The organism is Mesorhizobium sp. M0052 (assembly GCF_040323255.1).
Lineage (GTDB): Bacteria > Pseudomonadota > Alphaproteobacteria > Rhizobiales > Rhizobiaceae > Mesorhizobium.
Map to the genome: position 1 here is coordinate 15,467 of NZ_JAMYUS010000027.1, position 12,858 is coordinate 28,324.

Annotated in this window: 11 protein-coding genes; 3 read left to right on the plus strand and 8 right to left on the minus strand. The window is 64.2% G+C overall.

The features are described 5' to 3' along the window. Positions 1 to 94 precede the first annotated feature (94 nt). Positions 95 to 2,551, plus strand: a complete 2,457-nt coding sequence (locus tag NKJ77_RS27830) for a ComEC/Rec2 family competence protein (protein WP_352536074.1) — start codon at positions 95 to 97, stop codon at positions 2,549 to 2,551. Here NKJ77_RS27830 and lexA read toward each other — a convergent pair. After that, complete coding sequence (gene lexA / locus NKJ77_RS27835) at positions 2,545 to 3,327, minus strand: transcriptional repressor LexA (RefSeq protein ID WP_023684703.1); 783 nt, start codon at positions 3,325 to 3,327, stop codon at positions 2,545 to 2,547. The genes NKJ77_RS27830 and lexA overlap by 7 nt on opposite strands. 205 nt (positions 3,328 to 3,532) lie before the next feature. Further along, complete coding sequence (locus NKJ77_RS27840; protein ID WP_352536075.1) at positions 3,533 to 4,297, minus strand: GntR family transcriptional regulator; 765 nt, start codon at positions 4,295 to 4,297, stop codon at positions 3,533 to 3,535. Positions 4,298 to 4,464: 167 nt separating this feature from the next. Between NKJ77_RS27840 and kynU the strand changes: the two genes are divergently transcribed. Further along, positions 4,465 to 5,712: a kynureninase gene (kynU, locus tag NKJ77_RS27845; protein WP_023696564.1), complete on the plus strand. Its 1,248-nt coding sequence runs from the start codon at positions 4,465 to 4,467 to the stop codon at positions 5,710 to 5,712. A gap of 106 nt (positions 5,713 to 5,818) precedes the next feature. Here kynU and kynA read toward each other — a convergent pair whose 3' ends face one another. Then, a complete protein-coding gene (kynA, locus tag NKJ77_RS27850; RefSeq protein ID WP_352536076.1) occupies positions 5,819 to 6,655 on the minus strand; it encodes a tryptophan 2,3-dioxygenase in 837 nt (278 codons plus the stop codon). After that, positions 6,652 to 8,277, minus strand: a complete 1,626-nt coding sequence (locus NKJ77_RS27855) for an AMP-binding protein (protein ID WP_023671045.1) — start codon at positions 8,275 to 8,277, stop codon at positions 6,652 to 6,654. Before NKJ77_RS27855 ends, kynA begins: the two co-directional genes overlap by 4 nt. Positions 8,278 to 8,443: 166 nt before the next feature. Between NKJ77_RS27855 and NKJ77_RS27860 the strand changes: the two genes are divergently transcribed. Continuing rightward, complete coding sequence (locus tag NKJ77_RS27860) at positions 8,444 to 9,274, plus strand: hormone-sensitive lipase (protein WP_023671046.1); 831 nt, start codon at positions 8,444 to 8,446, stop codon at positions 9,272 to 9,274. A gap of 45 nt (positions 9,275 to 9,319) precedes the next feature. Here the strand turns inward: NKJ77_RS27860 and NKJ77_RS27865 are convergent, their stop codons facing one another. The 4 genes from NKJ77_RS27865 to trpD are packed head-to-tail and all read right to left on the minus strand — an operon-like array spanning position 9,320 to position 12,837. Beyond that, positions 9,320 to 10,525, minus strand: a complete 1,206-nt coding sequence (locus NKJ77_RS27865; protein ID WP_023806111.1) for a molybdopterin molybdotransferase MoeA — start codon at positions 10,523 to 10,525, stop codon at positions 9,320 to 9,322. After that, positions 10,526 to 11,008: a cyclic pyranopterin monophosphate synthase MoaC gene (moaC, locus tag NKJ77_RS27870; RefSeq protein WP_023684710.1), complete on the minus strand. Its 483-nt coding sequence runs from the start codon at positions 11,006 to 11,008 to the stop codon at positions 10,526 to 10,528. It lies immediately after the preceding gene. Positions 11,009 to 11,010: 2 nt separating this feature from the next. Beyond that, positions 11,011 to 11,823, minus strand: a complete 813-nt coding sequence (trpC, locus tag NKJ77_RS27875) for an indole-3-glycerol phosphate synthase TrpC (RefSeq protein ID WP_023684711.1) — start codon at positions 11,821 to 11,823, stop codon at positions 11,011 to 11,013. A 3-nt stretch (positions 11,824 to 11,826) separates the two neighbouring features. Next, positions 11,827 to 12,837 carry an anthranilate phosphoribosyltransferase gene (trpD, locus tag NKJ77_RS27880; protein WP_023712346.1) on the minus strand — a complete coding sequence of 337 codons (1,011 nt, stop codon included), beginning with the start codon at positions 12,835 to 12,837 and terminating at the stop codon, positions 11,827 to 11,829. Positions 12,838 to 12,858: the final 21 nt, after the last annotated feature.

The window sequence follows — 12,858 nt, forward strand, 5'->3', positions numbered from 1 at the left end:
TGGTCGATTCCGGCGCGGTGGACGTGATCACGCGGACTTTCGCGCTTTGCGCGTTCATGTAGCATAGGGGTCTGGGGCGCAAGGGGCAGACCCGATGGCTGGACGTGGCCGGGGCACGAAGGAAGGCGAAGGCGCCGAGGCAAGCGTCAGCGAACGCTCGCTGTTTGCCGATAGTCCCTATGCCGAGCCGCTGCCCCTCGCGCTGCCTGAGCCGCATCCCGGCATAGCGCCTGCGCTGCCCGGTCACGCGTTGCCGGCGCAAGTCACAGCGCCCGGATCTATCGCCCGTCTGCGCAGACGGCTTCGCCGTCCGTCATGGCCCGCGCTCCGCCGCAGCCTTGCCGTGGCCGCCAACACGGAGCTCGACCGGGGCGTCGCCTTCCTGCTGGTGCCGGTTTTCCTGGCGGCCGGCGTCATCATTTATTTCTCGCTGGCCGGCGAGCCCGGCTTTGCGCAGCCAATCGCCATTGTGGTGCTGGCGACATGTTGCGCCCTCGCCACGCGATCGCGGCCGAGGACGCATCTGTTCTGCATGGCCGCGATGCTGTGCGCGCTCGGCGTCGTCGCCGCCAAAGTCGAGACTTGGCGCGCCGGAACGCAGATGCTCGGCTCCGACATCCAGACACGGCTGACCGGCCGCGTCGTCAGTCTCGAACAGATGGAAAGCGGCCGCATCAGGCTGACGCTCGATGTGGTTTCGACCGCTTACCCCGAGCTGCGCTACGCCCCGGAGCGGGTCAGGCTCTCGGCGCGGACCGTTCCCGCCGATATGACCGCCGGCTCCCTGATCACCGGCTATGCCAGGCTGTTGCCGCCGACCGGTCCGGTGCGGCCGGAGAGCTACGATTTCTCCTTCGACAGCTATTTCACCGGTATCGGCGGCAGCGGCTTCTTTCTCGGCAATCCGAAAACCATTGCTACGCAGGGACCGCCGCCGCTGACCGCGCGGCTCTCCTCGGCAATCGAGAACGCGCGCGAAAACATTGCCGACCATATCAGGGGCAAGATCGGCGGCGCCGAAGGCGAGATTGCCGCGGCGTTGATTGTCGGGGTGCGCGCTGGCATCCCGGACGAGGTCAACGAGGCGATGCGGCGCACCGGCATCTACCACATCATCTCCATCTCCGGCCTGCACATGGCGCTGGTTGCCGGCACCATCATGGCGTTGCTGCGTGGCGCCTTTGCGCTGTTTCCCGATTTCTCTTCGCGCCGGCCGGTGAAGAAATATGCGGCCGCGGCAGCGCTTGTCTCGATCGCCGCCTATCTCGTTATTTCAGGCGTCGTGGTTGCCGCCGAGCGCAGCTTCATCATGCTGGCGGTCATGCTTGTCGCCGTGCTGTTTGATCGCGCCGCACTCACCATGCGCAATCTGGCGATCTCCGCCATCGCCGTCATCCTGGTGTCACCGCACGAGGTGGTCGGTCCCAGCTTCCAGATGTCGTTTGCCGCCACCGCCGCCCTTGTCGGCGCCTATGCCGGCTGGGCCGATTACCGCGCCGACAAGGTGAGAACGCCGCCGGCAAAGCGCTCCTTCGTCGGCTTCCTGTCGCGAAAGTTCGCGCTGGCCATGGGCGGCCTCGCCATGACCTCGATCATCGCCGGCAGTGCAACCTTGCTGTTCGCCATCTGGCATTTTCAGCGTGTGTCGCCGCTCAGCCTGATCGCCAATCTGGCCGTGATGCCGATTGTTTCGTTGATCGTCATGCCCTTTGCCGTGCTCAGCGCACTGGCGATGCCGTTCGGCGCCGACGGGCCGTTCCTCTATGTGATGGGCAAAGGTCTGATGGCGATGATCGCTATATCGGCCTGGATTTCCGAGCGCTCGCCGGTCGACGCCGTCGGGCTGATCTCCATCCGCTCGGTGCTGTTGGTGGCGGTCGCCCTCGTCATCGCCACCATGGCCACCACCTGGCTCAGGTTGGCGGCCGTGCCTTTCGCGCTGGCCGGCCTATTGACGGTGCCGCAGGTGCTTACGCCCGACGTGCTCATATCCGAGGATGCGCATCTGGTGGCCATGCCGATCGGTGGCGGCGAACTCGCCCTCAACCGCGAACGCTCCAACGAATTCACCACGGACAATTGGAAACGGGCGCTGCGGGCCGAAACCATTATCCCACCTGAGATTTTCGAGTCAACAGATACGCGGTTCGATCTCGATCCGCTCGATCTGCCGCCCGGCTCGCCCTTCTATTGCATGGGCGATCTCTGTATCGCCCGGCACCCTTCCGGAGCCATTGTAGCGCTTGCGAAAGACCGCAAGACGGCGCGGCCGGCCTGTGCCTTCGCGAGCCTGATCGTCATCGATGACGCCACCGCCTACAATCCGTGCCGCGACCCGCTGGTGCTGGTCGTGACGAAGAAACAGCTGGCCCGCGACGGCAGCGCCGCCGTCTTCTTCGATCCGCAATCGGCAGCTGCAGCGCCAACCATCCGCTTCGCCGTCGACAAGCCGTATCGCCCCTGGCACGAGCAACGCCGCTTCTCCCGCGAAGCGCGCGGCCTGCCGCCTTACAACCAGCGTGAAAAGTACAAACCCAAGCCGGCTCAGTAGCGCCGGATCAATCCGACAAGCTTGCCCTGCACCTTCACCCTGTCCGGTCCAAAAATGCGGGTCTCGTAGGCCGGGTTGGCGGCTTCCAGGGCGATCGAGGCGCCCTTGCGGCGGAAGCGTTTCAGGGTCGCTTCCTCATCGTCGACCAACGCCACCACGATCTCGCCGGGGCTGGCTGTGTCGGCATTGCGGATGATGACCGTGTCGCCATCGAAAATGCCGGCCTCGATCATCGAATCGCCCTTGACCTCGAGCGCGTAGTGTTCGCCGCCCATGATCATATCCGGCGGCACCGAGATCGAATGGGTCTGATGCTGGATGGCGTCGATCGGCACGCCGGCGGCGATGCGTCCCATAACCGGGATTGAAATCGCGGAAACGGCATCGTCATTGCCGGCCGACATCGAACGCGACGGCGAGCCCGGCTTGATCTGGCGGCCGAGACCGCCTTGGCCCAACGCGCCTTGTCCTTGGCCGCCTTGCCCTTGGCCGGTTTGACCAAGACTGCCCTGAATGACGCTCGGCGAAAACTTCCTCGCCGCATTGAGGCCTGGTGCGATCGAGTCGGGCAGCCGCAGCACTTCCAGCGCGCGCGCCCGGTTCGGCAGCCGGCGAATGAAACCGCGCTCCTCAAGCGCCGTGATCAGGCGGTGGATGCCGGACTTGGAGGCGAGGTCGAGCGCTTCCTTCATCTCGTCGAAGGACGGCGGGATTCCGCTCTCCTTCAGGCGTTCATGGATGAACATCAGAAGCTCATGTTGTTTGCGCGTCAGCATCGCGGCCCCCAAGGGTTCTGAAACCAGAATCAGAAAAAACAAACCCAGAACAAACACTATCTGTTCCAGTTGTGTTCCGCAACCTTTTAAAGTTTAACGAATGTGTTGACGTTTTGTTCAGCGTAACGTTCGGCGCTGCGAGCGCCGCTCGTAGTCGTTGGCCGGCAACGGGGTGAAACGAAGACAAAGTGCCCTGCGTCGTCGGCTACGATCGCCGCTTCCTTTTCGGACGGGGCTGCGCAGCATCCGCGCCGGGTTCACTCTGGGCATAGACCTGCAGCGTGTAGCCGATGTGAGCGGTCATCAGAGTTTTCGCACGTTCGACGTCGCGATCGAGGGCCGCTTCCATCAGGGCGGTATGGTGTTCGATCGCCACGGCGTCGCGCAGGGCCGCCACGGCCTTCCGGTGGCCATCCGTGCGGCCGGCGGCGGCGCGCAGCGTCGGGGCCAGACCCAGAAAGCGGTGATGGCGATGCAATTGGTCGGAAATCGTCGTATTGAAGCGCAGCAGCCAGCTGGATGTCGCGGCACTGAGCAGCGCCGCATGGAAGGCATCGTGTTTTTCGTACCACGCGTCGACCGCATCATCCGATGGATCGTCGAGAACAGACCCGCACCGTGAGAGACGATAGTGGGCGGCAACGACCGCGTCTTCCCACTCACGGTCGCCCTCCTCGATCGATTCCACCAGCAGGGGCAGTTCGACCACCAGCCGCGCACGCGCCAAATCCTCGAGCTCCGCCCGAGAGACGGGAGCGACCGCAAACCCGCGGTTGCTGATGGCGGTCACAAGCCGTTCCGCCTCCAGCCGCGACAGCGCCTCGCGCAACGGCGTCCAGCCGATGCCGTAGGTGTTGCGCAGCGTGCTCAGCTTCAACGGCGCGGCAGGCGCCAGCCGGGTCGCAAGAATATCGCGCCTGAGCAGGCGATAGGCCGCTTCCGTCTTCGAGGTCTGCTCGTCATCCAGCATCGTGATCCATCAGACATAAACGCTCGGCGGATCATTATATATCAAAGCCTTTCAATGGGTGAATTATATATAATGTTTGACAGTTCAAGGGCGACCACTCAAGATCGCCGGCATGTTTGGGCGGCAGGCTCCGCCGCGCGCGTTTGTCCATGGAGGGGCGCCGGATCATGAGCACGACACCCGATCTCGCTACAATCGAAGCAATGGATGCCGCCGATCCGCTGCGCTCCATGCGCGAACGCTTTGTCTTGCCGCAAGGTGTGATTTATCTCGACGGCAATTCCCTGGGCGCCGCGTCAGCGGTCGTCTTCAGCGAACTGCAGCAGGCCGCCACGCAGGAATGGGCGCACGACCTCATTCGCGCCTGGAACACCGCCGGCTGGTTCAACATGCCGGTGGAACTCGGAGATCAGCTCGGGCGACTGATCGGCGCGGCTGATGGGCAGACGGTGGTCTGCGACACAACCTCGATCAACATCTACAAGCTGCTGCACGCAGCGCTCGGCATGCGGCCGGATCGGTCGGTCATCGTTGCCGAGGGCGACAGTTTCCCGACCGACCTCTACATGGCCGAAGGCGTCGCCTCGACCCGGCCGGGAACGCGGCTGCGGCTGGAGGGCGTCGACGCGGCCGCAATCGAGGAGCTGATCGACGACAGCGTTGCCGTCATCCTGGTCAACCACGTCAACTACAAATCCGGCCAGTTGCGCGACATGGCGGCGCTGACGCGCAAGGCACATGACGCCGGCGCGCTGATCATCTGGGATCTCTGCCACACGGCCGGCGCCTTGCCGGTCGAACTTGACCGTGCCAATGCCGATTTCGCCGTCGGCTGCACCTACAAATACCTCAATGGCGGCCCGGGCTCGCCAGCCTTCATCTACGCGGCCGAGCGCCACCATGACGATGCCCACCAGCCGCTCAGCGGCTGGTGGGGCCATGCGCGGCCCTTTGCCTTCGAGCAGGGCTTTGCCGTCGGCAGCGGCATTCGCCGCTTCCTGTGCGGAACGCAGCCGGTGCTGTCGATGCGGGCGCTCAAGGGCGCGCTCGATATCTGGAACGACGTCGATATGGCGGCGGTGCGCAGAAAAAGCATCGCGCTGACCGACCTGTTTATCCAGCTCGTCGAAGCCAGATGCGGCGCCTACGGGCTTGAACTGGAAAGTCCTCGCGACGGCAGCCAGCGCGGCAGCCAGGTGTCGTTCCTCCATCCGCATGGCTATCAGGTGATGCGCGCGCTGATCGAGCGCGGCGTGATCGGCGATTTCCGGGCGCCGTCGACCATCCGTTTCGGCTTCACGCCGCTCTATGTCGGATATGGCGATGTCTGGCAGGCGGTCGAAGTCCTGGAGGATATTCTGCGCACCGGCGCCTGGCAGGACGCCCGCTTCGCGGTGAAGACCGCGGTCACCTGAGGAACTAGAGCAATTTCAGGAAAAGTGTGAAGCGGTTTTCCGTCCGCAATTGCGTCAAATCAAAGAGCTAGAGCATTTCGCCGTTTACGTTAAACGGTGAAATGCTCTAGAGCCGGGTGCGGACCGTCCAGAGCTCCGGAAACAGCACAACCTCCAGCATCTTCTTCAGATAGGAGGCGCCTGAGGTGCCGCCCGTGCCGCGCTTCAAGCCGATGACGCGCTCGACCGTGGTGACGTGGTTGAAGCGCCAGCGGCGGAAGTAATCCTCGAAGTCGACCAGCTTCTCGGCCAGTTCGTAGAGCATCCAGTAGCGCTGCGGGTCGCGGTAGACGGTTTGCCAGGCAGCCAGCACGTCTTCGTTCTCGACGCGCGTCTCGCGCCAGTCCGTGCGCCCGGCATCGGCGCCGATGTCGAAGCCATTGCGCGCCAAAAGCAGAAGCGCCTCGTCGTACAGCGACGGCGTGGCCAGGATCGCTTCCAGCCTGTCCGTAAGATCGGGCCGGTGCTTGTGCGGCCCGAGCATGGCTAGGTTGCGGTTGCCGGCCATGAACTCGATAGCGCGGTACTGCCACGACTGGAAGCCCGAGGATTGGCCGAGCGCGTCGCGAAACTCGGTGTATTCGCTTGGCGTCATCGTGCGCAGCACGTCCCAGGCATTGTTGAGCTGCTCGAAGATGCGCGCGACGCGAGACAGCATCTTGAAGCTCGGTTCGAGGCGGTCGGCGCGGATAGAGCGGATCGCGGCGCCGATCTCGTGCAAAGCGAGCTTCATCCACAATTCCGATGTCTGATGCTGGATGATGAACAGCATCTCGTCATGGGCCGAAGACAGCGGCGCCTGCGCATCGAGCACCTTGTCCAGCTGCAGATAGTCGCTGTAGGACATCCGCTCCTTGAACGACATCTGCGCGCCATCGGACGCCGGATCGTGCGGCTTAATCAATTGCTCTTCTCCGCGCGCAACCGGAAGCGCTGGATCTTGCCGGTCTGGGTTTTGGGCAAGGCGTCGATGAACTTCACCGAACGCGGATATTTGTAGGGCGCGATCGTTGCCTTGACGTGGTCCTGCAGGCGTTTGACGGTCAATGCGTCCGGCGAAACACCTTGCACAAGCACGATATGCGCCTCGACGATCTGGCCGCGTTCACCGTCCTCGGCGCCGGTCACCGCGCATTCGGCGACGTCGGGATGCGAGAGCAGCGCCGCTTCGACCTCGGGGCCGGCGATGTTGTAGCCGGCGCTGACGATCATGTCGTCAGAACGCGCGGCGAAGTGGAAGAAGCCATCCTCGTCCTGCGTGAACGTATCGCCGGTGAGATTCCAGCCATCGCGGACATAGTCCTTTTGCCTGGCATCGGCCATGTAGCGGCAGCCGGTCGGGCCGCGCACCGCCAGCCGGCCAGTAGAGCCGCGCGGCAGCTCCCGCATCTCGTCATCGACGATGCGTGCCTGATAGCCGCCGACGGGTTTGCCGGTGGAGGCCGGCTTCATGTCGTCGAAGCGGTTGGAGATGAAGATATGCAGCATCTCGGTGGCGCCGATCCCATCGAGGATCGGCTTGCCGGTCTTCTCAGTCCATTCCTCGAAGACAGGCGCCGGCAGCGTCTCGCCCGCCGAAACCGCGACGCGCAGCGAGGACAGGTCAGCGCCTTGATCCATGGCCTTGAGCATGGCCCGATAGGCGGTTGGAGCGGTGAAGGAAATGGTCGCTTTGTAGGTCTCGATGATGTGGATCATGTTGGGTGGCGTCGCCTGTTCCAGCAGCGTCGCCGCGGCGCCGAAACGCAGCGGGAAGATGGCGAGCCCGCCAAGACCGAAGGTAAAGGCAAGGGGCGGGGAGCCGACGAAGATGTCGTCGGGCGTCACCTCCAGGATTTCGCGGGCATAGGCGTCGGCGACGATCAGCAGGTCGCGGTGGAAATGCATCGTCGCCTTCGGCACGCCGGTGGTGCCGGAGGTGAAGCCGAGCAGGGCGACATCGTCGCGGCCGGTGTTGACGGCAGTGAAGGTGACCGGCTTGTCGAGGGCGGCGCGGTCGAGTTCCGCGTCATGGTTGGCCGTGCCGTCGAAGCCAATGACCTGCTTGAGATACGCACTGCCCTTGGCGCAGGCGGTCATCTCGTCCATCAGCCTTGTATCGCAAAGCGCAACCGTGATTTCCGCCTTGTCGACGATCTTGGCGAGTTCGCCGGCGCGCAGCATCGGCATGGTGTTGACGACCACCGCGCCAACCTTGGTGGCGGCCAGCCAACAGGCGACCATGGCCGGGTTGTTGGCCGAGCGGATCAGCACCCGGTTGCCCGGCTTGACGCCATAATTCTCGACCAGGGCATGGGCGAGCCTGTTGGTCCAGTCGGACAGTTCCTTGTAGGTGCGGCGGCGGCCATTGCCGATCAGCGCGGTGTGGTCGCCGAACCCTTTTTCGACCAGCCTGTCGGTCAATTCGACGCCGGCATTTATGTGGTCGGGATAGTCGAAGCCGTCGAGCAAAAACTCCGGCCATTGCTCCGGCGGCGGCAGGTTGTCGCGCGTGAATGTGTCGATATGCGCTGATGGCCCAAGCATTTTCGGCTGCCCCTGTCTGCCTCGCGCCCATGGCTGAACAAGGCGCAGGATCGCACCAGTCGAAATTTGTTTCAAGCCTAAAATGTTTTTAGGCCGCAGCATTGACGCCGCCCTGTTCGGCGGCCATTCCTGTCGACTGAACTGAAGCCATCCGGGAGGGATGCAGATGCTCCAACATCGTGTTGCCGATTGGGACAATGCCTACGCCAACGGCGACAACATTGCCGGCAGCAATCGCTGGCCGGCCGCGTGGGACACACCGGCACAGGCTTTTCGCGACACAATGTCGGCGTCCGGTCGGGCCAAGCTCGACATCGCCTATGGCGACAGCCCGCGCAACAGGCTCGATCTGTTCCTTCCCGATGTCATGCCCAAAGGGCTCGTCGTCTTCATCCATGGCGGTTACTGGAAGGCGTTCGACAACAAGCCATGGTCGCATCTGGCCAACGGCGCGGTTGCCAATGGCTTTGCCGTGGCAATGCCGACTTACACGCTTTGTCCCGACATACGCATTTCCGGCATCGTTAGGGAAATCGCGGCGGCGATCGGCAAGGCGGCGACGATGGTCGGCGGGCCGGTGATCCTGACCGGGCATTCCGCCGGCGGCCATCTCGCCTCCAGGATGGTGACGACAACGACACCCCTGGCCGCCGATGTGGCGGGCCGCGTGCGCAATGTCGTCTCGATCTCCGGCGTCCATGACCTGCGGCCAATCATGCGGACGGGGATGAACGCGACACTGGCCATCGATGAAGCGGAAGCACTGGCCGAAAGCCCGGTTCTGCTGCGCCCCATGCAGGGCGCGCGCATCACCTGCTGGGCCGGCGGCGGCGAGCGGGCGGAGTTCCTGCGCCAGAATGCGCTGCTTGCCAACATCTGGATCGGCCTCGGCGCCACGACCAGCACAGTGGTCGAGCCGGACCGGCATCATTTCAGCATCGTCGACGGGCTTGCCGATCCGACACATCCGCTGACGCGGACATTGCTGGCGGAGTAACAACCAGTCTTGTCTCTTGGAATTAACGGTTTGGATCCGCGACCTTCAGCGCAACATCAGAACGCTGCAAGCGGCGCCTGCTTCTGCCGCCGGAGCGAAGGGCTCGCGCACGATCAGGCCGTTGGCGTCGGCCAGCATTCTCAGCATCGAGGAATCCTGGATGCCGAATGGTGTCGCCACCAATGCGCCGGCTTCTTCCCGGACCACGGCGCGCACATAGTCTTGCCTTAGATCATTGGCCGGCATCGCGGCGCCAAGCTGAGCCTGGCGGATGTCCTGCCGGTGGGGACGGCCGCCGAGCTGCGCCAACAGCGGCTTCAGGAACAATTGCGAGCAGACCAGGCTCGCCACCGGATTGCCGGGCAGGCCGATGCACCTGATATCGCCCAGCCGCCCGAACATCAGCGGCTTGCCCGGGCGCATGGCGAGCTTCCAGAAGTCGAGGTTCATGCCTTCGCCGGTCAGCACGTCATGAACGAGATCATGGTCGCCGACCGAGGCGCCGCCGAGCGTGACGATGACGTCGGCTTTCGCATCGACCGCCTTTTTCACCAGCGCCGCGATCGCTTCCTTGCGATCGGCCGCTATACCGAGATCGAGGGCGCGGGCGCCGACCGACTGCGCCACAGCAGCGACGCCATAGGCGTTGGACGAGATGATCTGGTCGGGGCCAGGTTCGCTGCCCGGTGGCAGCAATTCGTCGCCGGTGGCGATGATGGCGACCAGCGGCCGTTGCACCACGTTCAACCGGGGATGATTGGCCGACGCCGCCAGCGACAATGCAGCCGGATCGAGCACGCGGCCTTTCTCCAGCAGCACGTCGCCTTGGGCAAAATCCAGTCCAAGGCGGCGGATGTTGCGGTTCTTCGCCGTCGGTTCGGTGACCTCGATCCGGCCACCGCCGAGATCGCGAACATTTTCCTGGATGACGATGGTGTCTGCGCCTTCAGGCAGCGGCGCGCCGGTGAAGATGCGCACGGCTTCCGCCTTGCCGACAGCGCCGTCAAAGCCGCGCCCTGCAGGCGCCGTGCCGATCACCGAAAGCCTCGCCGGGAGGGTCGCCACATCCTGCGCCCGTGCGGCATAGCCGTCCATGGCAGATGCATTGAAAGGCGGCTGGGTACGCAGCGCCACGACCGGCTCCGCCAGCACCCGGCCGGCCGCATCCGCCAGCGCGACGCTTTCACCGGGCAACGCCACAGCGCCGTCGAGTAGGCGTTGAAGCGCCTCGGCGACTGGAACCAGCGCCATTTACGAACCCGCCTTGTAGTCGCCGGACTTGCCGCCGGTCTTTTCCACCAGCTTTATACCGGAAATCACCATGGCGCGGTCGACCGCCTTGGCCATGTCGTAAATGGTCAGGCACGCGACAGATGCCGCGGTCAGCGCCTCCATCTCGACCCCGGTCTTGCCGGTGACGCGGGCGAGCGCGGTGACCCTGAGGCCGGGCAGCGTGGTGTCCGGTTCGATGTCGACCGACACCTTGGTCAAAAGCAGCGGATGGCAGAGTGGGATCAGCTCATGCGTTTTCTTGGCAGCCATGATGCCGGCAATGCGCGCGGTACCCAGCACATCGCCCTTCTTGGCGTCGCCGTCGAGGATCATCTTCAGGGTTTCGGCCCGCATCGAGACAAAGCCCTCGGCGACCGCCGTGCGCGTCGTCTCCGCCTTCTCGCCGACATCGACCATGTTGGCCTCGCCCTTGGCGCCGAGATGGGTGAGGGCGGCTGCCATCCTCAGATGGCCTCTGCTTTCGCCTTGCCTGTCAAAAGCAGCCGCGTTGCCGCAGCGACATCCTCTTGCCGCATCAGGCTCTCGCCGACGAGGAAGGTGCTGATGCCGGTCTTTTGCATCCTGAAGCAATCGTCGTGGGTGAAAATTCCGCTCTCGCTAACCAGCAATCGGCCGCCCGGCACCATCGATGCCAGCCGTTCCGAGGTCTCGAGGCTGGTCTCGAATGTTCTGAGATTGCGGTTGTTGATGCCGATCAGCTGCGACGAGAGTTTTACCGCGCGCTGCGTCTCGGCCTCGTCATGCACCTCGATCAGCGCGTCCATGCCGAGTTCGAACGCGGTCGCTTCCAATTCGCTCGCCAAGGCATCATCGACGCTGGCCATGATGATCAGGATGGCATCGGCGCCCCATGCGCGAGCCTCGTAGACCTGGTAAGGGTCGAACAGGAAATCCTTGCGCAGCGCGGGCAGGGACACTGCCTTCCGTGCATTGGTGAGAAATTCCGGCGCGCCCTGGAAGGATGGCGCATCGGTCAGCACCGAAAGACAGGCGGCACCGCCTTTCTCATAGGCCTGCGCCAGTGCGGGCGGGTCGAAATCGGCACGGATCAAGCCTTTGGATGGGCTTGCCTTTTTGATCTCGGCGATCAGGCCGAAGCTGCCCGATCTGCGCTTCGCCTCAAGCGCCCTCCGAAAGCCACGCGGTGCGTCGGCATCCTTGGCTCGCGCCTTGATCTCGGCCAACGGTATCCGCGCCTTCGCCGCCGCGATCTCGTCGCGCTTGTAGGCCTCGATCTTGCGCAGAATGTCAGCCACGGCTCATCCGTTCGAAATCTCGACCAGCCTGTCGAGCACGCCCAGCGCCCGGCCGCTGTCGATGGCCTGTGTGGCCGCGGCCATGCCGTCGGCAAGCGTCGTCGCCTTGCCGGCCACCACCATGCCGGCGCCGGCGTTCATCAGCACCGTATCGCGATAGGCCCCGGCAGCACCTCTCAGCATGTCGCGCAACGCCGTGGCATTGTAGGCGGCGTCGCCGCCGCGCAACTCGTCCTTGGTGTGGCGCTGCAGGCCGACGGCTTCCGGGGTGAGCGTGAAATGGCGGATCTCGCCGCCGGCCAGTTCCGCCACCTGCGTTTCGCCGGTGGTGGTGATTTCGTCATAGCCATCGCCATGGACCACCCAGGCATGCTCGGTGCCCAACGCCTTCAATGTCTCGGCCACCGGCACGATCCATTCCGGCAGGAACACGCCGACCATCTGCCTGCTGACGCCAGCCGGATTGGACAGCGGTCCGAGCAGGTTGAAGATGGTACGCGTGCCGAGCTCGACGCGGGTCGGGCCGACATGCTTCATCGCCGGGTGGTGCGCAGGTGCGAACATGAAGCCGACGCCGGCCTCCTGGATGCAGCGGCCGATTACCTCTGGCGGGATATCGATCTTGACGCCGAGCGCGACCAGCACATCGGCAGCGCCCGTCAGCGACGACAGGCCGCGATTGCCGTGCTTGGCGACCGGCACGCCGCAGCCAGCAATGACGAAGGCCGAAGCGGTCGAGATGTTGACTGAATGCGAATTGTCGCCGCCGGTGCCGACGATGTCGATTGCGCCCTCAGGAGCTTCGACGCGCAGCATCTTGGCACGCATGGTGGCGACGGCGCCGGAAATCTCGCTCACCGTCTCGCCGCGCACACGCAAGGCCATCAGGAAGCCGCCGATCTGGCCCGGCGTCGCGTCGCCAGACATGATGATGTCGAAAGCTTCGCGCGCTTCCTCGAAGGTAAGCCCGGTTCCCGTGGCGACCTTGGCGATATGGGTCTTTAGGGCGCTCATTGGGCCAAGACGTTCATTGGG